Source organism: Streptomyces sp. NPDC047043 (genome assembly GCF_040644055.1).
Taxonomy (GTDB): domain Bacteria; phylum Actinomycetota; class Actinomycetes; order Streptomycetales; family Streptomycetaceae; genus Streptomyces.
Genome location: NZ_JBEYVO010000005.1, coordinates 224,084 through 244,161 on the forward strand (window position 1 = coordinate 224,084; position 20,078 = coordinate 244,161).

A 20,078-nucleotide genomic window follows, 5' to 3' on the forward strand; every position below is an offset into this window, starting at 1 on the left:
ATTCACACACCGTGTGCGCGCCGGGCTCGCATATGCCGCTCGCACACGCTCCCCACGCGTCCACCAGGCGAGTTGACTCTTCATGCGCATGCAACGGATGTGACGACTACGGAAAGGAGCGGACCCGTGACCGCCGACCCGGAGCATCCCGTGGTCCAAGGAGAACTCGCAGAGTTACGCCGCCGCCTCGATGTCGCCTACGCGCGCGTCGAGGGAGGGCTGGCTCTGCTCACCCATCGCACGGAGGAGACCGACAAGGAAGTCGACGACCTGAGCGCACGCATCGTCGCCCTGGAGCACGCCCGTTGGCCACTGCCCGCGATGGCGACACTGACCGCGGTGGGCGCGCTCGTGGCAACGATATGGCAGGCCCTGGGCCACTGACGCAGGACCAGGACGCGGTGGGGGGATCAGGGTCAGGCGTCCTGCCCGAGCCTCAGATGGTGCAGGAGCAGTAACGCGGCCGCCATGTTGGCGGCCGGGACCTCGCCGCGGGCGACCATGTCGGGGACGAGCTTGAGGGGGACCCATTCCCGGCGGTCCGACTCGAAGTCGTCCACGGGGTGTCCGACGTACTCGCCCTCGTCGGCCCAGTAGATGTGGTGCCGGGCGTCGGTGAGCCCGTTGGACGGCTCGACGCTCATCAGGTGCTGCAGGGGTCCCGGTCGCCAGCCGGTCTCTTCCTCGAGTTCCCTGGCGGCCGCCACGGCGATGTCCTCGCCGTCCTCGACCACACCCGCGGCCAGTTCCCACCCCCAGCTGTCGGTGATGAAACGGTGGCGCCACAGGAGGAGGACTTCATTGGCCTCGTTCACCACCGTGGCCACGGCGACGGGCCGCAGCCGTATCAGAAAGTGGTCCAGGTGCCGCCCGTCCGGCAGTTCCACATCTGCCAGGTTGACGGTGAACCAGCGGTTCGCATACACCGTTTGTTCGTTCTGTTTCGTCCACTGCACGGTTCTGCCACCTTCCGTCGAGTAAGTGGCAATATCGCAGCAGGGACTGTGGGGCGTCGGTGCTCGGAAGCCGGTCTACAGCGGTACGCGCAGTGCCCCGTCGATGAGTTCGGCCGCCTCGGCGGTGCCCGCGCAGCCGTTGCGCACCAGGTGCTCGCGTACCGCGCGGAGTCTGTCGCGCAGCCGCTGGGACTCCATTCCGCGGGCCTGTTCGGCCATCTGCACGGCGGTGGCCACGGCCTTGTCGGCGTTGCCCTGGCGCAGTTCGATCGTGCTGAGCATGGCGAGCCGGTGCACCCGGCCGCGGTCGTGGGCGGGATTGCCGACGGCGGCCGCGGCGTGCTCCCCCGCGGCCACGAGTTCGCCGAGGCTGAGCAGTGCCTCCGCCACCTGGACGTTGACCAACCCCGGCTGGACATAGCCGGTTTCGTCGGGTTCGTACCCGCGCCGGATGCGTTCGGCGGCCTGCTCGGCACGCCGGATGCAGGACAGGGCACTCGTGCCGTCGCCGAGGTGTGCGTACGCCTTGGCCTGCATCGCGTACAGGTCCGAGGCGAGCGCGGGGGTGATGTGCTTGCCGGCGGCGCGCAGCGCGGCCTCCGCGAAGGCGACCGCCTGCCGGTACTCCCGCATGAACAGGGACTGGTTGACCAGCAGGGCGATCACATACGCGCCGAGGCCCCGGTCCCCACTGGCCTTCGCGAGCCGCAGGGCCTGGTGGAAGTAGCGCTGGGCGAGTCCGTGCGCGTCGGAGTCGTACGCGCAGATGCCGGCGATCGCCACCAACCCGCCCGTGGCGCGGTGCAGTTGGCGGCCGGTGGCGTCGGTGTAGCTGCCGCGCAGCAGCGGGGCGGCCTCGGCGTTCAGGAACCCCACGATCCGCGTACGCGTCGCGATCCCACCCGCCTTCCGGTACATCTGCTCGTAGTGGGTACGGGCGGCGCGCAGCATCTCGAGGTCACCGTGGGTGACCCGGTGCCGGCCACCGCGGGAGACGTCCACGTCCTCGGGCGGGTTCTCCCACTCCCACACGGGCATGACCGCGGGCGTGCCCGTCACCGCGGGCGCACCCAGGATGTGCGGGCGCTGCTGCTCGTCGGAGCGCCACAGGGCGGTGGCCCGCTCGACGAAGCCGGACAGGGACGTTCCGTGCGGGGTGGACGGCTCGCCGGGCACCCCGAGACCGATGTCGTCGAGCGTGACCGGCCGGTGCAGCCGGCCCGCGAGCACCTCGCAGATCAGGTCGGGCACCTGACCGCGCGGCCGCTGCCCCTTCAACCACCGTGCTACGGCGGTGTGTTCGTACCGGAGCGCGAGGCCGCGCGCCCGCCCCGCCTGATTGACGTGTGCTGCCAGCCCCGCATGCGAGATCCCGGCCTCGTCCAGGATCGCGTCGAGCAGAGTGTTGGGCTGCATATGTGCCCCCCGGGTGGCTCGGTGCCGTCAGAGTAGTGCGAACGCCTTCACACGGGGTGTGAACGGAGTGCTCGAATCCGCAGCGTGCGCGCACTGTCGCGGAGAGTTTCCAGCCGGTTGACTGAAATGCCTCGCAAGAGGCCGGCCGGGCCGCCGGCTCCCCCTCGTACAGTGCGGCGGCCCGAATCCGCGCCGTCCGCCCAGCTGCCTGCCCGACACTCCGTGGCGGGGCGGACGGCGCGCCGCGCAGAGACACCACTCCAGGGGGAGCCCCGCCCAGACCACGCGGGAGCGCCGGGCGCACCGCGGGGGAGCGTGGCGCATCGCGGCCTCGACGTCACGTGAGGCGGTGCGCCCGGTGTCCGACCGGCTCGCCATGGGCCGGCACGACATGGCGGCGGTCGTTGTGCAGGACGAGCAGTGCGACGTCGTCGGCGGGCCTTCCCCCTGAGTGCCGCAGCAGCCCGGCGAAGACGGCGCGCAGCACGGACCGCGGACACACCGGCCCGGCGGCGACGGCCTCGGCCAGCGTGGCCGCCAAGGGAAAGAACCGGCCACGTCCGTCACGGGCGTCCTCGGCACCGTCCGTGTGCAGGAACAGCGCCTCGCCGGGCAGGAGTTGACCGCAGCGGACGGCGGTCAGCTCGGCGGGCAACGGGAACGGCCCGAGGGGAGGCAGCGGTTCGGCCCGGGCCAGCAGTTCGGCCCGGGCCGGCCCCAGCAGATACGGCCAGGGGTGCCCGCAGTTGAGGGCGCGCATCTCGCCGTCCGACCGGATCTCCAGCAGCAGTACGGTGACGAACTCCTCGGCGACCGGGCCGTCCGGCTCGGGCCCGGCCGAGGGGTGTTCGCTGCGGGCCCGCTCGCGCAGATGGCGGGCGAGGGCGCGCTCCAGCCGCCGTAGCACACAGCCGAGTTCGGGCTCGTCGTGCACGGCCTCGCGGAAGCTGCCGAGCACGGCGGCGACGGTGCTGATGGCGGCCAGTCCGTGCCCGCGCACATCACCCATCACGACCCGCACACCGTGCTCGGTGGCGATCACCTCGTAGAGGTCACCGCCGATGGCCGCGCCGCGGTCCGCGGAGAGCTGGGCGGCGGCGGTGTTCAGCCCGTCGATACGGGGAGGCAGCGGCCGCAGCAGCACACTCTGGGCGGCACCCGCGACCTGCCGCGCCTCCTTGAGTTCGCGCAGCAGCGCATGCCGGACGTGGAGTATCAGCCCGGTGCCCACGGCGAAGAAGACGGCGCTGGTGACGATGCGCGCCTCCAGTCCGTTCTGCCGGGCGAGCGGACAGGCCAGTTTGTATGTGATCGCCATGGCGCCCCACATGGTGGGCAGCCCCAGCGCGAGCACCCGGCGCAACGGCCGCCTCCCCGCACTGCGGGGAACCCCAGCCTTGATGCGGATCATGCCGATGGTCCCCCAGTCAGGCCCCGAAAGCGCAATCGGACCGACCTCGAAAGGCCGGTCCGATTCTGTCGACCGCATGGCCGGATTGGGCCAGATCACCCGGACTTGTCACCCGAATGAGTGAGCAACCTCCGGACAACTGCATTTATGCAGGTGGGGGCATATGCGGGTGGCCCTATCCGCGCAGAACGGCCCCCGTACGGTCACCCGCCAGGGCAACCGCCGCATCACGTGCCGCAGACGCCTCGTCGACGGTCAGCGTCCGGTCCACGGCCCGGAACCGCAGCGCATAGGCCAGCGACTTCCTGCCCTCGCCCAACTGCTCGGCGTTCTCGTACACGTCGAACAGCCGGATGCCCTCGAGCAGTTCACCCGCACCCTCACGCAGGGCGGCCTCCACATCGGCATGCGGCACGAACGCGTCGACGACCAGCGCCACATCCTGCGTGGCCACCGGGAACGTCGAGATGCTCGGCGCCTGCGGGGTGTCGTTGCCGACCGCCTCCAGCACGTCCAGGTCGATCTCCATCGCGCTGGTCCGCTCGGGCAGACCGAGGGCCTTCACCACCCGCGGGTGCAGCTCACCGGCATGTCCGACGACCGTCTCCGCACCGTCGGCCACGACCACCAGCTCGGCGGTCCGACCGGGGTGCCACGGCCCGTACTGCCCCTTGCGGACGAGCAGTTCGGCACCGGCCTCACGGGCAACCGCCCGCGCCGCCTCGACCGCGTCGGCCCAGTCCGCCGGACGGCCCTTGCCCCACCAGCCGGCCTGCTCGCGGGCGCCCGCGAGGACGACGGCGACCTGGCGCGGCTGCTCGGGCAGCGCGGCATTCAGCTCGGCGATCTCCTCGTCGGTGGGACGCCGGTCGACGGGCAGCGAGACGGCGGCCTTCTGCTCCTCGCGGGGGAGGAAGACCAGGCCGGTCTCGAACAGCGCCAGCTCGTGCGAGCCCCGGCCGTCGTTGCGCCGCAGGGCGGCGAGCAGACCCGGCAGCAGCGACGTGCGGAGCGCGGGCTCCTCGTCGTTGAGCGGGTTGGTGAGCTTGACGACGCGGCGCTTCGGATCGTCGGCCGCCAGCAGCAGCTGGTCGAAGACCTGCTCACCGATGAACGGGTAGTTCGGCGCCTCGACGTACCCGGCACCGGCCAGCGCGCGCCCGACGCGGCGGTGCAGCCGCTGCCGGTGGGTCAGGCCGCGGCCCGAGGGGAGCTTGGGCAGCGTGGAGGGCAGGTTCTCGTAGCCCTCGAGCCGGATGACCTCTTCGGCGAGGTCGTTGACGTCGTCCAGGTCGGGCCGCCAGGACGGCACGGTGACGATCAGCTCGTCCTGCCCGTACACGTCGCAGCCGACCTCCTGCAGCCGCCGTACGACGATCTCGCGGCCGTAGTCGACACCCGCCACCTTGTCCGGATGGTTGGCCGGGACGGTGATGGTGTGCGGCGCGGACGGCGCGATGACCTCGGTGACGCCGGCCTCGGCGGTGCCGCCCGCGAGCAGCACCAGCAGGTCGACGGTGCGCTGGGCCGCGGCGGACGCGGCCTGCGGGTCGACGCCGCGCTCGAAGCGACGGGACGCCTCGGAGGACAGCTTGTGGCGGCGGGCGGTGCGCGCGATGGAGATCTGGTCGAAGTGCGCGGCCTCGATGACGACATCCGTCGACGCATTCTCGACGTCGTCGTGGTCGGCGATCTCGGTGTTGGCGCCGCCCATGACGCCCGCGAGCCCGATGGGGCCACGGTCGTCCGTGATCACCAGGTCCTCGGCGTGCAGCTTCCGCTCGACGCCGTCGAGGGTGACGATCTTCTCGCCCTCGGCCGCGCGGCGGACGCCGATCGTGCCCTGGACCAGGTTGCGGTCGTAGGCGTGCAGCGGCTGGCCGAGCTCCATCATCACGTAGTTGGTGACGTCGACGGCGAGCGAGATCGGGCGCATCCCGACCTTCTGCAGACGGCGCTGCAGCCAGATCGGGGAGCGTGCCTCGGGGCTCAGACCGGTGACCGTGCGGGCCGTGAAGCGGTCGCAGCCGAGCGGGTCGGAGACCTGGACCGGGTAGCCGTACGCGTTCGGGCCGGGGACGTCCAGGAGCGCCGGGTCGCGCAGCGGCAGGCCGTAGGCGATGGCGGTCTCGCGGGCGACGCCGCGGATGGACAGGCAGTCGCCGCGGTTGGCGGTGACGGCGATGTCGAGGACCTCGTCGACCAGTTCGAGCAGCTCGATGGCGTCCTTGCCGACCTCGGACTCCGGCGGCAGCACGATGATGCCCTTGGTGCCGTCGTCGCCCATGCCCAGCTCGTCACTGGAGCAGATCATGCCGTGGGACGTCTTGCCGTACGTCTTGCGCGCGGAGATCGAGAAGCCGCCGGGCAGCGTGGCGCCGGGCAGGACGACGACGACCTTGTCGCCGACGGCGAAGTTGCGGGCACCGCAGACGATCTCCTGCGGCTCACCCGTGCCGTTGGCCTGACCGACGTCGACGGTGCAGAAGCGGATCGGCTTCTTGAACTCCGTCAGCTCCTCGATCGTCAGCACCTGCCCGACGACGAGCGGGCCCTTGAGGTCGGCACCGAGGTGCTCGACCGTCTCGACCTCGAGGCCCGCCGAGATGAGCTTGGCCTGGACGTCACGCCCGGTCTGAGTCGCCGGCAGGTCGACGTACTCCCGCAGCCAGGAAAGCGGGACCCGCATCAGATCTCCATCCCGAACGGCCGGGTGAACCGGACGTCACCCTCGACCATGTCTCGCATGTCTTCGACGTTGTGGCGGAACATCAGCATCCGTTCGATGCCGAACCCGAAGGCGAATCCGCTGTACTTCTCGGGGTCCACGCCACAGGCGGTGAGCACCCGCGGGTTGACCATGCCGCAGCCGCCGAGCTCGATCCAGCCCTCGGAGGAGCAGGTGCGGCAGGGGCGGTCGGGGTTGCCGACGGACTCGCCGCGGCAGACGTAGCAGACCATGTCCATCTCGGCGGACGGCTCGGTGAACGGGAAGAAGTTCGGCCTGAGCCGGGTCTTCATGTCCTCGCCGAACAGCGACTGGACCATGTGGTCGAGGGTGCCCTTGAGGTCGGCCATGGTCAGGCCCTCGTCGACGGCGAGCAGCTCGACCTGGTGGAAGACCGGGGTGTGCGTGGCGTCCAGCTCGTCGGTGCGGTACACGCGGCCGGGACAGATCACGTACACCGGCAGCTCGCGGTCGAGCAGCGAGCGGATCTGCACGGGCGAGGTGTGGGTGCGCAGCACGACGCCGGACTCGGTGCCGCCGTCCGGGCCTTCGATGAAGAAGGTGTCGGCCTCGCCGCGGGCCGGGTGGTCCGGGCCGATGTTCAGGGCGTCGAAGTTGAACCACTCGGCCTCGACCTGCGGGCCCTCGGCGACCTCGTAGCCCATGGCCACGAAGACGTCCTCGATGCGCTCCGACAGGGTGGTCAGCGGGTGGCGGGCGCCGGCCGGTACGCGGTCGTAGGGCAGCGTGACGTCCACCGACTCCTCGACCAGCACGCGCGCGTCGCGCTCGGCCTCGAGCTCGGCCTGGCGGGCGGCGAGGGCCTTGTTCACGGCGCCGCGGGCCTGGCCGACGAGCTTTCCGGCGGCTGCCTTGGCGTGCGGGGGCAGGGCGCCGATCTCGCGGTTGGCGAGGGCCAGCGGGGAGGTGCCCCCGGTGTGCGCGACCTTGGCCTCCTGGAGCGCGTCGAGGGAGTCCGCGGCTGCGAAGGCGGCGAGCGCCTCGTCCCGCATGCGCTCGATCTCTTCCGGTTTCAAGGCCTCGACCTCTACCGGGTCGTACGACTTATTCGGTGCCGACATCTCTTCCCGTGCTTCCGATTGGCTGGCTGAAGGTCCCCGTCACCGACTCACGCAGAGGTCAGAGGGCCGTCCATGGGACACAAAGGTGCCAAAGGCCGAGTCTAACGGGGTGGAGGTGTACGAATGCGCCCGTGGCCCGTCAGGCGAGATACGCCGGCGCCGCCACGGGCAACGTAAATCGGAACTCGGCGCCGCCCTGGGGGGCGCGGCCGACCGTGATGGTGCCGCCGTGGGCCTCGACGATGCCCTTGACGATGTAGAGCCCGAGGCCGGTGCCGCCGCGCTTGCTGCCCCGCCAGAAGCGGGTGAAGACGCGGTTCATGGACTCCTCCGGGATGCCGGGCCCCTCGTCGCTCACCGTGACCGACGTGCCGGTGTCCTCGCCCTCGCGGGGGGACGCCGTGGCCGTGACGTCAATCGTGACGGTTCCCTCGCCGTGCCGCACGGCATTTTCGAGCAGGTTGCTGAGCACCTGGTCGACCTTGTCGGGGTCGGCCCACAGGTCGGGCAGCGGCTGCTCGATGCGCAGCAGGAACCGGTCGGCGGGCTGCCCGGCGGCGACGTACGCCTGGATGTGCCGTCCCACGGCCGCGCCGATGTCGACGGGCTGGCGCCTGACCTCCAGCCGCCCGCTGTCGATCCGCGAGATGTCCAGCAGCTCGGCGATGAGCCGGGTGACCCGGTCGGCGTCGGCGTCGACGGTCTCCAGCATCAGCCGCTTCTGGTCGTCGGTGAACCGTTCCCACTTGGCGAGCAGCGTGGCGGTGAAGCCCTTCACGGAGGTCAGCGGCGAGCGCAGCTCATGAGCCACGGTCGCTATCAGCTCGGCATGGCTGCGCTCGGTGCGGCGGCGGGCCTCGGTGTCGCGGAGGGAGACGACGACGCGACGGACCGGCCCGGTGGGTTCACTGCGGACGTAACGCGCCGATACGAGGACTTCACGCCCCCCGGGGAGGAGGAGGTTGCGCTCGGGCTGCCGCTGTCGGATGGCGAGGCCGCCGTACGGATCGGTCAGCTGCCACCAGCGCCGCCCCTCCAGGTCCTCTAACGGCAGCGCCTTCTCCAGGCGCTGCCCGAGGGCGTCCTGGGCGGAGACGGCGGTGATGCGCTCGGCGGCGGCGTTGAAGCAGATGACGTGGCCGTGCTCGTCGGCGACGACGAGGCCGTCGGGCAGCTCGTCGGGGTCGATGCCGAGCTCGGCGAGATCGCCGTGCCGGGGCGCGGGCGGCCGGTGCACGTCCCGTGCCCGCAGTGCCTTTTTCGCACCGCTCGTGCCGACACTCATCCCCGTACCCCACCTCTCAGACGGCGCAGGTGGCCCCCGAGCTGGTCACCCTACTAGCTCTCGGTGACGGAGCGGCACCCTCCGGAGGCGCGCTGTGCACGGGCCGACGCATAGAGACATACGGCGGCCGCGGTGGCCAGGTTCAGGCTCTCGGCCTTCCCGTGGATCGGCACGCGCACGACGGCGTCCGCGAGCGCGCGGGTCTCCTCCGGAAGCCCCCATGCCTCGTTCCCGAACACCCAGGCGGTCGGCCCGCCCATGGTCCCCTTGTCGAGCTCGTGGTCGAGGTCGTCGGTCCCGGCCCCGTCGGCGGCGAGGATCCGCACTCCGGCGCCCTTGAGCCCGGCCACGGCCTGCTCGACGGGGACGCCGACGGCGACGGGAAGGTGGAACAGCGAGCCCACGGAGGCCCGTACGGCCTTGGGGTTGTAGAGATCGACGGACGCGTCGGTCAGGACGACGGCCTCGGCCCCGGCGGCATCGGCGCACCGCAGCACGGTCCCGGCGTTCCCGGGGTCCCGGACGTTCGCGAGTACGGCGACGAGCTTGGGCCGGGCGGCGAGGATCTCCTCGAAGGGCGTGTCGAGGAACCGGCAGATCCCGACGAGCCCCTGCGGTGTGACGGTCGTCGAGATGTCGGTGATCACATCGTCGTCGGCGAGATGGATCCGGGCGCCGACGGCTCGCGCCTCCCCGATGATGTCGGCGTACCGCTCGGCGGCCTCGACGGTGGCGAACAGCTCGACCAGCGTGTCCCCGTACGCCGCCGCCTCCCGCACGGCCTGCGGCCCCTCGGCCAGGAACAGCCGCTCCTTGCCCCGGAAGTTCCGCCTGGCGAGCCGCCGGGCGGCGGAGACGCGGGGGGAACGGGGGGAGATCAGCTCGGGGCTGGCGGAGGGCATGTGGTTCACCTTCGGAAGCTCAGGAAACAACGGACCCGCAGGCTTCGTCAGCCTGCGGGTCCCTCATGTCACGTCGGCTCTGGGCCAGCGTCGGCGTCACGCCGCCTTCGGGGCGTTGACGTCGGCCGGCAGGGCCTTCTGCGCGACCTCGACCAGCGCGGCGAACGCCGTGGCGTCGTTGACGGCCAGCTCGGCCAGGATCTTGCGGTCGACCTCGACGTTCGCGGCCTTCAGACCCTGGATGAAGCGGTTGTACGTGATGCCGTTGGCGCGGGCAGCGGCGTTGATGCGCTGGATCCACAGCTGGCGGAAGTCACCCTTGCGCTTCTTGCGGTCGTTGTAGTTGTAGACCAGCGAGTGGGTGACCTGCTCCTTGGCCTTGCGGTACAGGCGCGAACGCTGACCGCGGTAGCCGGAGGCCTGCTCGAGGATCGCCCGGCGCTTCTTGTGGGCGTTGACTGCCCGCTTGACGCGTGCCACTTGTTTAACTCCTTGTAGCGGGGCCGTGGTTGGACTCACACGGCCCGGAATCGATTGGGTCCCGGTCCAGACGTACGGCGCTCAGTCAGGGCGCCGCGTACGTCACTTGCCGAGAAGCTTCTTGATCTTCGCGGCGTCGCCCGGGGCCATCTCGGCGTTGCCGGTGAGGCGACGCGTGCGGCGGGACGACTTGTGCTCGAGCAGGTGGCGCTTGCCGGCGCGCTCACGGAGCACCTTGCCGGAGCCGGTGACCTTGAAGCGCTTGCTGGCACCGCTGTGCGACTTGTTCTTCGGCATAGCGCCGTTCTCTCCTCGTCGGTGGCGTTCCGGTGCCCGGTCGTGAAACCGGGCACGGTGGAACGTCGCTGTTGTATCGGTTACGTCCTTGGGGACTTGCGTCCCCGTGGATCACGCCTCGGCGGAAGCCTCGGCAGGCGCCTCGGACTCCTCCACGACGCTGTCGGCGTCCGCGGCGTTCTGCGACTTGCCGGGGTTGGCCTTCGCGGACGCCTTGCGGGCCTCCTGCGCCTGGCGGGCCTCGGCCATCGCCTCGGTCTTCTTCTTGTGCGGACCGAGAACCATGATCATGTTTCGGCCGTCCTGCTTCGGGTTCGACTCCACGAAACCGAGGTCCTGGACATCCTCCGCGAGACGCTGCAGCAGTCGGTAGCCCAGCTCGGGCCGGGACTGCTCGCGACCACGGAACATGATCGTGATCTTGACCTTGTCGCCCTGCTTGAGGAACCGGACGACGTGACCCTTCTTGGTGTCATAGTCGTGCGGGTCGATCTTCGGCCGGAGCTTCATCTCCTTGATGACCGTGTGCGCCTGGTTCTTGCGCGCCTCACGGGCCTTCATGGCCGACTCGTACTTGAACTTCCCGTAGTCCATGAGCTTGCACACGGGCGGACGGGCGTTCGCCGCGACCTCGACCAGGTCCAGGTCGTACTCCTGCGCAAGCTCCAGTGCCTTGGCCAGCGGGACGATGCCCACCTGCTCGCCACTGGGACCGACAAGTCGCACCTCGGGAACGCGAATCCGGTCGTTGATGCGGGGCTCGGCGCTGATGGATCCTCCTCGGTTAGCACCACACGGCGGTCTGGCGGACAGCCGCGTTATGTCTCTCTTTCGTTAGACCTAACCGCGCCGAAGCATGAAAAATGCCCCGGACGATCACAGGCGGGGCTCCAAAACACTGCCGGAGCACCGCCGCGATCCCGCGGGGCGCTTTCGGGCGACTCCATCGTCCGTACGGAACGATGGTGGCCGCCTGACCGGGGTGACCCGCCGTCCCGGAGGACAGTCGGGTGGGAGATCGGAGCCTCCACTTGTGGGCCAGCCACGCTTGTCCTTCTCTGGGCGTGTCCGGCCGGTCGTCACACAAGGTTAGCAGCTGCCCGGGGGTGGTGCGAACCGTCGTGCACCGGGGCCTATCGTGTGGGGCATGAGTGACACCCCTCCTGAGTCCACCGAATCGTCCGAGGCTCCCGACTTCGACGAGATGACCCGCGACATCGCGGAGGTCCCCGCGGTCGAGGTGATCGTGACGGTCGCCGTCAATCTGATGAGCGCCGCCGCCGTGAAGCTCGGTCTGACCGAGGAGGGCGACAAGTACAAGGACCTGGACGAGGCCCGCAAGCTGGTGCACGCACTCGCGGGTCTGCTGGACGCGTCCGCGACCGAGATCAGCTCCTTCCACGCGGCCCCGCTGCGCGACGGCCTGAAGTCGCTGCAGCTGGCCTTCCGCGAGGCGTCGATCGTCCCGGACGAGCCGGGCCAGGGCCCGGGCGAGAAGTACACGGGCCCCATCTACGGCTAGTCCGCACTCGTTTTCTTTCCTACGAGGGGTTCATCCCCGTACGTACAAGGGCTCGCCCGGCGGCGTCGCCCCGGCCGGCAGCAGCGCCAGGTCGAGGCCGCGCACCAGGCGGGCCCTCAGCGTTTCGTCGGCGGCGAGCCGCTCGGCGACCGCGCGGGCGGCCTTGGCGGGAGCGGCCGCCGGATCGAGTACGAGGGCGAGGGTGCCGTCGGCCTGCCCCGGCCCGAGGTGCGCGCTCAGCACGGCGGACTCGGCGGCGACGGCGATGCGCACCGCCTCCCGTACGGCCGGGTCGGCGAGCGGATCGGTCGTCGTACGGCCCTCGGCGAGCGCGAGCAGCGCGGGTCCCGTCAGCTCGAAGGGCACGGGCCCGGCCATGTCCAGCACCACCGTGTCCGCCTTCTCGTGGGCGGCGGCCTGCAGGGCCTGGTGCAGGGGTACGGCGACGGGGCGGGCCGCCGGGTCCCAGCGGGCGAGGGAGTCGGTGGAGGTGAAGGCCGGCAGGGCGGTGCGGGATCCGGCCCTGAGGGTCGGGACGGCCATGTCGCTGGTCTTCTCGCGGCGCAGTCCGTTCTCGTCCTCCTCGACCTCGCCGAGCACGGCCACCACGGGGACGAGCAGCCGGGAGCCCTTGAGCGCCTCCAGGACGGGCCCCAGGGCGGTGCGGTCCTCGGCCCAGGCGGTGAGCGCGGCGCTCAGCCGGGGGTCGGCGGAGCCGTCGTCGTCGGAGAAACCGGAGTCGGGAATGTTCTTGTTCGCCACGGTCACCGACCCTATAGGGGGGATGCTGCTGGGCTTGTGCGGCCCCGGAAACCGCTTGTTCACGGGCTTCACGGCTTTCTCAGATTTCCCTGACACACATCTAACTTCCGTCTAACGGGGCACACAGTCGGCGCCCCGAGCATCGCGGGCATGGAGTCCTCCAGAGCCCGCCGAAGCCGCCGCGCTCGTCCCTCCCGGACGCGCCCTCTGCTCTACACCGCCCTCGCCACGGTCGCCGTCGTGGGCGGTACGGCCGCCGGGACCGTGTACGTGAAGGCTCAGGCGCACTCGGGTGCGAGCCCCGTATCGTCGTCGGCGTCGGCCTCCACCCCGGCCACGGCCGACGGGGAGGAATCGGTGGAACCCGTGGCGGAGCCGACGGTGGACTACGACGCGCTGCTGGCCGAGGCGATGGAGACGGTGTCCGTCGCGGGCAAGGCGAAGGTGTCGGTGGCGGTGCTGGACCTGGACTCCGGCGACAGCGCCTCGTACGGGGACGGTGCCTTCGACACGGCGAGCATCGTCAAGGTCGACATCCTGGCGACGCTGTTGCTGCAGGCGCAGGACGACGGACGGCATCTGACGGCGACCGAGAAGTCGTACGCCACCACGATGATCGAGAACAGCGACAACACCGCGGCGTCCGCACTGTGGCGGACCATCGGGAAGGCGGATGGGCTCGAGGCCGCGAACAAGCGGTTCGGGCTCACCGACACCGAGGGCGGCGACGACATGCTGTGGGGGCTGACCCAGACCACGGCCGCCGATCAACTGACCCTGCTGCAGCAGGTGTTCGGTGACGACTCGGAGCTGAGCGAGTCCTCGCAGACCTATCTGCAGGGGCTGATGAAGCAGATCGAGGCCGACCAGCACTGGGGAGTGTCGGCGGCGGCCGGCGGGTCGAAGTGGGCGCTGAAGAACGGCTGGCTGGCCCGCAGCACCACCGGGCTGTGGGACGTCAACAGCATCGGGCGGGTGACGGCCGACGGCCACGACTACCTGGTGGCGGTGCTGTCGAAGGGCAACTCGACGCAGGCGAAGGGGATTTCGCTGGTCGAGGAGGCGGCGAAGGCGGCGGTTTCGGCGATCGCCGGGGACGCGTCCTCGTCGTCCGCATCCGCCACCCCGTCCCCGTCCTCCTCAGCCTCGTAGCAGCCTGCTGAATCCCGCCTGCAGGGTGTGCTGTGTGACGGTGCCTCCGCCGAGGTACTCGGCCTTCTCACGGAGCTGCTCCACGACGGCAGGGCCCGGATCGCCGTACACGTCGATGGATCTCATGCGGATGAGGGCGCCGAACGCGCGGAACTTCGGTCCGCCGAGTTGCAGGTGCAGCTCCAGCGACGCCGCGTCGGGGTGGACGGCCACCGTGGTCATCGTGGACGCCGCCCGGTCGATGTAGAAGTGGTAGGAGATGAGCCGAGGTTCGCGGTTCTCGACGAACTCGGCCAGGTCGCGCATCGCGGTACGGACGTCGGCGAGACTGCCCCCGCGGATGTCCGAGTGGTCGACGTAGAAGATGGGCTGCGCCATACCGCCCGAACGTAGCGCCCGTCCCCGAGCCCGACCGCCGGGCGCGCGGCCGTCTCCTCGGCCTTCCCCCGATGCGCCGATCCGCGCGGGCGCTGCGGGGGTGCGGAAGGCGTCAGAAGTCGTCGTAGCGCGGTCGGCGGCCGCGCCACAGGACGACCGCCACGACGAGCAGCACCCCGCCGAGGCTGCCCGCGAGCGGGGCGGCCCAACTGCTGGTGTCGTCCTCGGACTTGGCGGCGTCCGGGCCGGAGCCGAAGTACTTCTCGCCGTAGGACGCCACCTGCAGGCCCTCCGGCTTGAGGCGGCCGGCCGCCTTGATGGCGGCGGCCGGGTCGATGAAGCCGAAGCCGCGGGAGTCGTCGCGGCCGCCGGCGGGGGGATTGCGGGCGGTGTCCTCGAGGAGCTGCTTGATCTGGGCGGGGGTCAGACCGGGGTGGGCGGCCTTGATGAGGGCGACCGCGCCCGAGACGAACGCCGAGGCGGCGCTGGTCCCCCAGCCCTCGTAGTACTTGTGGTCGGGGTCGGCGATGACGATCTTGTCGCCGGGAGCGCTGACCGTGGAGTACCAGCGCCGGGTGGAGAACGAGGCGCGGGTGCCGTAGCGGTCGACCGCGGTCGCGGCGATGACGCCCGGGTAGGCGGCCGGGTAGGAGACATGGTCGCCCTTGTCGCCGCCGTTGCCGGCCGAGGCGACCACGACCACGTTCTTCTTCAGGGCGTACTGGACCGCCTCGTCCTCGGCGGGTTCGGGGTGGGCGGAGGCCGAGTCGTCGCCGAGGGAGAGGTTGATGACGTCGGCGCCGTGGTCGGCGGCCCAGCGGATGCCCTCGGCGAGGGCGTTGCCGCGGGTGGAGCGGGCCTTGCCGCGGGCCGAGTCGCCGTCCTCGAGGATCACGCGGACGGGCAGGATCTTCGCCTCGGGGGCGATGCCCATGACGCCGTCGGCATCGCCGGGGCCGTGTCCGTGGCCGGCGATGATGCCCGCCATGGCGGTGCCGTGCCGGGCCCAGGCCCGCTGCCCCTGTTTCGCGCCGAAGCCGATCATGTCCTTGGCGGTCAGCACGTTGCCGACGAGGTCGGGGTGGTCGGCCTCGACGCCGGTGTCCAGGACGGCGACGGTGATGCCCTTGCCCTTGGTTGTCTGCCAGGCCTGCGTGGTGTGCATGGCGTCCAGGGCCCACTGCTGGGCACGGATGCCGTCGGCGTGCGCGGCGGTCGGCGGGACGAGGGCGACGGAGGCGGCGAGCAGGACGCCCAGCGTTCCGATACGACTGCGGCTGCGGCTGCCGCTGCGGCGCTTCACGAGGGCTGCTCCGAGGGCGACGAGGTGACGTCTTTCCTGAGGGCCCGCTCGATGCGGTCGGCGAGGCCCTGGGCCTCGTTGCCCAGGCCCGCCTGGGCGGGGGCCGTGGTGGCGCCGGACTGCATGGCCTGCTCGGCGGGTTGCGGGGTGTCGACGGTCCGGCCGTCGGCCCAGCCGGAGACGGAGTAGACGACGACGGGGGCGTCGGTGAGGACGGAGACGGTCCACGAGGCGCGCTGCTTGGTGCCGAAGCGGGCGGCGACGGTGCCCTTCGCGGCGTACGGGCGGGGCATGAGGTCGGTGCGGTCACCGAGGTCCTCGCTCCGGAAGCGTTTGGCGAGGGCCTTCATGGTGGTGGCGTCGGCCTTGGTGAAGAGCAGGCCGACGGTCGTCACGAAGCTCTGGGTGGCGTCGGTGTAGGTGGCGCGGATCAGCCGACGGCAGCCGACAGGGGCGAGGGCCTTCTTCAGCAGCGGGTCGAAGGCGTCCTTGCAGCCGCTGTCCGGCGCGACGGCGACGCGTGTCCAGGTCCGGTCGGCGCCGCCGGGTCCGGCGCCGCTGCCCTCCACGGACTGCGGGAACAGCCGGTCCACGGGCACGCTGTGCCACAGGCTCCCGGCGGTGGCGAACGTGTCGCGGGTGCCGCTGTCCTCCGAGTCCCCGACCAGCCAACTCCCGGTCACTGCCCCGCCGATGAGCCCCAGCCCGAGCACGACACAGGCGGCGACGGCAGCGGTGCGCGACCGCATCCGCCCGCCGAGTGGCCGGGGCCGGGCCCGCTCGTCGTACCCCTCGGGCTCCCCGAACGAGACGACGGGCCGGCCGGCACCGGGCGTCCCACCGGGCACCGTCGGGGCGCTCCAGGAGAGGGCCGGGTCCGGTACGACGACTCCGGAGCCGAGGGGGGCGTCCGGGGGGCCGTCCGGCCTGGCCGGCGCGTCCGCCGGGGCGGGGCGACGCGGCGGATCGGCGGGCGGGGAGGTCGGGCGCGGGGGTGCCGCGGGAGGCGTGGCGGCACCCGGACGGGTCTCCGGCATCGGCGGAACGGCCGAGCCGGGGCGGCGGACGGGTTCGGCGGACGAGGGGGTCCGGGGCGGCGGGGTCGCCCCAGGACGCCGTACCGGGTCGGAGGCCGGGCTGTCCGCGGGGACCGGGCGCAGCCGGGTGGTGGTTTCCTGCGCGGTCTCGTCCGGGCGGCGGGGCGGCTGGGCGGGGCGGTGGCTCGGGCGTGGCGGCACGCCGGTGCCCGAGCGGTTCGCACCCCCGGTACCGGCCGCCGGAGGAGCGTCAGGGAAGCGGGCCGAGGCCTGCGGCGGGGGCGGCGTCAGCGGGAAGGCGTCCCCGGCGAAGGGCGCGCGCAGCCGCGGGAAGCGGGGCGGGGCGTCGGCGGAGCCGGAGGGAGAGCGGTCGGCGTCGGGCTCGGTGCCGGGGCGACGCGAGGCGGCCGGGCCGGTCTCGGTGCCCGGGCGGGGTGACGGGACGGGGTCGGGCTTGGCGCCACGAGTGGACGAGGCGCCCGCTTCCTGCCGGTAGGGCGAGGAGTTCGCGTCGGTCGCGCCGCCGCGTCCCGAGGGCGAACGCCCCTCGGACCGGGGACCACCGCGAGCCGACGAGTCCGCGTCGGCCCCGTCCTCGCCACCCCCACCTGCGCCCTTGGACGCCGGACGGTGCCTGAAGGCCTCGAAGCGTTCGGCCTGGCGCCAGGGCGACCAGGCGGGGGCTGAAGGGTCCGCGGTCGTCGCGCGGTCGGTGGACGTACCGTTCGTCGCAACCGGACGGTCCGGGTCGGCCGGGACGCTCCCCGCAGAAGCTGCGTGGTCCGCGGTGGTGTCGCCGTGCGTCGAGGCCTCCGTGGTCGTACCCGTCGTGTCGGGTCTGTTCGCGCCGTCCTCGCCCGTCGCCGGCGGGTGAGGTGGCCGTGGTGGGTCGGTCGGGCGCGGAGGGGTGGAGGCATGCTGCGCTTCCGTGCTCATGCACCCCCCGTTTCCTCGCGCCCGGGCCGTCTACCTGTACGCGGGCCGTCGTCCTTGCGCTCAATCGGTCGACGCCGGGCCGTTCCCGTCCCGGACACGCATACCCGTACGGGCGGTCCGGCATCCGGTGCACGGGCTGTGGCCGACGTCGTTCCGCCCTACGTGCGCGTCACTCTACGGGTTGCCCCTGTCGGAACGGGAACCAGTCCACGAGCCCGGGGCATCTGCCCGGAACGTCCCCCTACCCTGCGGTAATCCAGTCTGGCAGGCTTCGTTCATGACTGCGCGCGCCGCCGACCGGGCCCGTTACGACCGGGCCACCGCCCATCTCGAAGCCCCTCTTGCGATCGTGGACCTGGATGCCTTCGACGCCAACGCGGACGATCTTGCCCGCCGCGCGGCGGGCAAGCCGATCCGTGTCGCCAGCAAGTCCGTACGCTGCCGGGCCCTGCTGGAGCGGGTACTGGCGAAGGACGGGTTCGCGGGCATCATGTCCTTCACCCTCGCCGAGTCCCTGTGGCTGGCGCGCGGCGGCTTCGACGACGTCCTGCTCGCCTATCCGTCCGCGGACCGGGCCGCGTTCGCCGAGTTGGCCTCCGACCCCAAGCTCGCCGCCGCGATCACCGTCATGATCGACGACCCGGCGCAGCTCCGGCTGATCGACGAGGCCCGCGACGGCGGTCGTGAAGTCATCCGTGTCTGCCTGGAGTTGGACACCTCGCTGAAGATGTTCGGGGGCCGCGTGCGCGTCGGTGCGCGGCGGTCGCCGCTGCACTCCCCCGCCCAGGTCGCCGACCTGGCCCGGGCCGTGGCGCGGCGGCCGGGGTTCAAGGTCGTGGGGATCATGGCGTACGAGGGGCACATCGCCGGCGTCGGCGACTCCGTCGCCGGGCAGCCCCTGCGGTCGCGTGCCGTACGGCTGATGCAGGCCACCGCCCGCCGTGAGCTCGCCGAGCGGCGCGGCGAGGTCGTGCGTGCGGTGCGGGCCGTCGTACCGGATCTGGAGTTCGTCAACGGCGGCGGCACCGGCAGTGTGCAGCACACCGCCGCCGAGGACGCGGTCACCGAGATCGGCGCGGGGTCGGGGCTGTACGTGCCGCGGCTGTTCGACAACTACACGTCCTTCAGCGGGCGTCCGGCCGCCCTGTTCGCCCAGCCCGTCGTGCGACGGCCGGGCGTCGGGGTCGTGACGGTCCTCGGCGGTGGGTACCCCGCCTCCGGTGCGCCCGGGCGCGACCGGCTGCCCGTTCCCTACCTGCCCGAGGGGCTGCGCTACGACCCCCAGGAGGGGCCCGGCGAGGTGCAGACGCCGCTGCTCGGCTCACCCGCGGACGACCTGCTGATCGGCGACAAGGTGTGGTTCCGGCACGCCAAGGCCGGTGAGCTGTGCGAGCGGTTCGACGTGCTGCATCTGGTCGAGGGGGATGCCGTGACGGCGACCGTCCCGACGTATCGCGGCGAGGGCCACACGTTCCTCTAGGGCTGGTCGGTCGGGCCGATGCTGCTGCCCACTCCGCCGCCCGTGGACGCGTCGTCGACGGATCGGATGCCCTTGGTGATCCGGTCCATGTCGGCGAGCGGCGGGCCGTCCTCGCCCGCGTCGAAGACGAAGCGGACGACCACCGGAGACTCGGTGCCGACGCTGGAGGGGAAGGCGAGCGACTCGACGTAACCGCCGGGCCCCTTGGCCGTCTTGACCCGCCAGCGGACGAAGTACCCGGCGCGGCCGGCCACCGCGATCTGGCCGGATTCGACGTGCTGGTGGGACTCGATTCCGCCGAAGGGCCGGCGGCCGACGAGGTCGCGGTCGTAGGCCGCGTCGGCCGCGTCCGAGATGTCCTGCTCGGCGAGCTTCCTCGGGGAGCTCTCGTCGTTCTGGGTCGCCGTGCGGGAGATGACGAGGCCGTGCCGGCAGACGCCGGAGTCGCCCGGGCAGTCGTAGGTGCCGTCCGTGGTCATGACGACGTCGTGCTCGCTGACGTACTTCGGCCGGACCCAGCCGTCGAGCAACGGCATTGTGATGCCGTTGAGTTGGTCCACGACGACGGACGGGTCGTCGGCGGACGGCTCGGAGGTGGAGGCCGAGGGCGAGGGGCTGTCGGTCGTCGGTGCGGCGGTGGCGGTGACCGGGTTCGGCACGGTCTGGACGTCAGCGCCCCCGTCGTCGTCCTTGCCGAGAAAGACCGCTCCGGTGACGATCGCGGCGACGAGCACCATTCCGGCGGTGGTGAGCGCGACGACCTTGGCGCGACCGGAACCGCCGCCCCCGGAAGGCGGCGGTCCGGGGGCCTCCGGTGCGCTCCAGTGCTCGGTCCAGGCGGTGCCGTCCCACCATCGCTGCAGGTGGGGGGCCGACGGATCGGGGTACCAACCGGGCGGGGGCGACATGCTCATTCCGGCACTCTAGGGCGGTCCCCGAAGCTCGGGGACC

The 20,078-nt window shown here is 71.7% G+C and carries 19 protein-coding genes; 4 read left to right on the forward strand and 15 right to left on the reverse strand.

Going from position 1 to position 20,078, the window contains the following annotated elements:
• Positions 1-126: 126 nt before the first annotated feature.
• On the forward strand, positions 127-384 hold the full coding sequence (locus tag ABZ880_RS10090; RefSeq protein WP_361259705.1) for a hypothetical protein: 258 nt from the start codon (positions 127-129) through the stop codon (positions 382-384).
• A 32-nt stretch (positions 385-416) separates the two neighbouring features.
• On the opposite strand, the gene ABZ880_RS10095 is transcribed toward ABZ880_RS10090, so the two are convergent.
• From ABZ880_RS10095 to infC, 10 genes are all read right to left on the reverse strand, one after another.
• Positions 417-956 (reverse strand): NUDIX hydrolase, encoded by a 540-nt coding sequence (locus ABZ880_RS10095; RefSeq protein WP_030945812.1) that lies wholly within the window; start codon positions 954-956, stop codon positions 417-419.
• A gap of 75 nt (positions 957-1,031) precedes the next feature.
• Complete coding sequence (locus ABZ880_RS10100; RefSeq protein ID WP_361259708.1) at positions 1,032-2,372, reverse strand: transcriptional regulator; 1,341 nt, start codon at positions 2,370-2,372, stop codon at positions 1,032-1,034.
• A 337-nt stretch (positions 2,373-2,709) separates the two neighbouring features.
• On the reverse strand, positions 2,710-3,783 hold the full coding sequence (locus tag ABZ880_RS10105; protein WP_361259709.1) for a PP2C family protein-serine/threonine phosphatase: 1,074 nt from the start codon (positions 3,781-3,783) through the stop codon (positions 2,710-2,712).
• Between the two features lie 175 nt (positions 3,784-3,958).
• A complete protein-coding gene (gene pheT, locus ABZ880_RS10110) occupies positions 3,959-6,472 on the reverse strand; it encodes a phenylalanine--tRNA ligase subunit beta (protein WP_361259711.1) in 2,514 nt (837 codons plus the stop codon).
• Positions 6,472-7,593, reverse strand: coding sequence for a phenylalanine--tRNA ligase subunit alpha (pheS, locus tag ABZ880_RS10115; protein WP_361259713.1), 1,122 nt, complete (start codon positions 7,591-7,593; stop codon positions 6,472-6,474). The genes pheT and pheS overlap by 1 nt, the downstream gene beginning before the upstream one ends.
• 139 nt (positions 7,594-7,732) lie before the next feature.
• Positions 7,733-8,878 (reverse strand): ATP-binding protein, encoded by a 1,146-nt coding sequence (locus ABZ880_RS10120; protein ID WP_361259715.1) that lies wholly within the window; start codon positions 8,876-8,878, stop codon positions 7,733-7,735.
• Between the two features lie 53 nt (positions 8,879-8,931).
• On the reverse strand, positions 8,932-9,780 hold the full coding sequence (locus ABZ880_RS10125) for an RNA methyltransferase (protein WP_361259717.1): 849 nt from the start codon (positions 9,778-9,780) through the stop codon (positions 8,932-8,934).
• Between the two features lie 96 nt (positions 9,781-9,876).
• Positions 9,877-10,260, reverse strand: a complete 384-nt coding sequence (gene rplT, locus ABZ880_RS10130) for a 50S ribosomal protein L20 (protein WP_004933571.1) — start codon at positions 10,258-10,260, stop codon at positions 9,877-9,879.
• Between the two features lie 102 nt (positions 10,261-10,362).
• Complete coding sequence (rpmI, locus tag ABZ880_RS10135) at positions 10,363-10,557, reverse strand: 50S ribosomal protein L35 (RefSeq protein WP_361259719.1); 195 nt, start codon at positions 10,555-10,557, stop codon at positions 10,363-10,365.
• A 111-nt stretch (positions 10,558-10,668) separates the two neighbouring features.
• Complete coding sequence (gene infC / locus ABZ880_RS10140; protein ID WP_361259951.1) at positions 10,669-11,328, reverse strand: translation initiation factor IF-3; 660 nt, start codon at positions 11,326-11,328, stop codon at positions 10,669-10,671.
• A 376-nt stretch (positions 11,329-11,704) separates the two neighbouring features.
• Between infC and ABZ880_RS10145 the strand changes: the two genes are divergently transcribed.
• Complete coding sequence (locus ABZ880_RS10145) at positions 11,705-12,079, forward strand: DUF1844 domain-containing protein (protein WP_361259721.1); 375 nt, start codon at positions 11,705-11,707, stop codon at positions 12,077-12,079.
• A 30-nt stretch (positions 12,080-12,109) separates the two neighbouring features.
• Here the strand turns inward: ABZ880_RS10145 and ABZ880_RS10150 are convergent, their stop codons facing one another.
• Positions 12,110-12,841, reverse strand: a complete 732-nt coding sequence (locus ABZ880_RS10150; protein WP_361259723.1) for an SseB family protein — start codon at positions 12,839-12,841, stop codon at positions 12,110-12,112.
• 150 nt (positions 12,842-12,991) lie between these two features.
• Between ABZ880_RS10150 and ABZ880_RS10155 the strand changes: the two genes are divergently transcribed.
• On the forward strand, positions 12,992-13,993 hold the full coding sequence (locus tag ABZ880_RS10155) for a serine hydrolase (RefSeq protein ID WP_361259725.1): 1,002 nt from the start codon (positions 12,992-12,994) through the stop codon (positions 13,991-13,993).
• Here ABZ880_RS10155 and ABZ880_RS10160 read toward each other — a convergent pair.
• From ABZ880_RS10160 to ABZ880_RS10170, 3 genes are all read right to left on the reverse strand, one after another.
• On the reverse strand, positions 13,982-14,371 hold the full coding sequence (locus ABZ880_RS10160; protein WP_361259727.1) for a hypothetical protein: 390 nt from the start codon (positions 14,369-14,371) through the stop codon (positions 13,982-13,984). The genes ABZ880_RS10155 and ABZ880_RS10160 overlap by 12 nt on opposite strands.
• A 112-nt stretch (positions 14,372-14,483) precedes the next feature.
• The gene (mycP, locus tag ABZ880_RS10165) at positions 14,484-15,674 is read right to left on the reverse strand and encodes a type VII secretion-associated serine protease mycosin (RefSeq protein WP_361259729.1); all 1,191 of its coding nucleotides are present in this window, start codon (positions 15,672-15,674) and stop codon (positions 14,484-14,486) included.
• A complete protein-coding gene (locus ABZ880_RS10170) occupies positions 15,671-17,647 on the reverse strand; it encodes a hypothetical protein (RefSeq protein ID WP_361259731.1) in 1,977 nt (658 codons plus the stop codon). The genes mycP and ABZ880_RS10170 overlap by 4 nt, the downstream gene beginning before the upstream one ends.
• A gap of 277 nt (positions 17,648-17,924) precedes the next feature.
• On the opposite strand from ABZ880_RS10170, the gene ABZ880_RS10175 reads away from it, so the two are divergent.
• Entirely contained in the window at positions 17,925-19,127 is a 1,203-nt protein-coding gene (locus ABZ880_RS10175) for an amino acid deaminase/aldolase (RefSeq protein ID WP_361259733.1), read from the forward strand.
• Here the strand turns inward: ABZ880_RS10175 and ABZ880_RS10180 are convergent.
• A complete protein-coding gene (locus tag ABZ880_RS10180; RefSeq protein WP_361259953.1) occupies positions 19,124-20,035 on the reverse strand; it encodes a DUF2510 domain-containing protein in 912 nt (303 codons plus the stop codon). The genes ABZ880_RS10175 and ABZ880_RS10180 overlap by 4 nt on opposite strands.
• Positions 20,036-20,078: the final 43 nt, after the last annotated feature.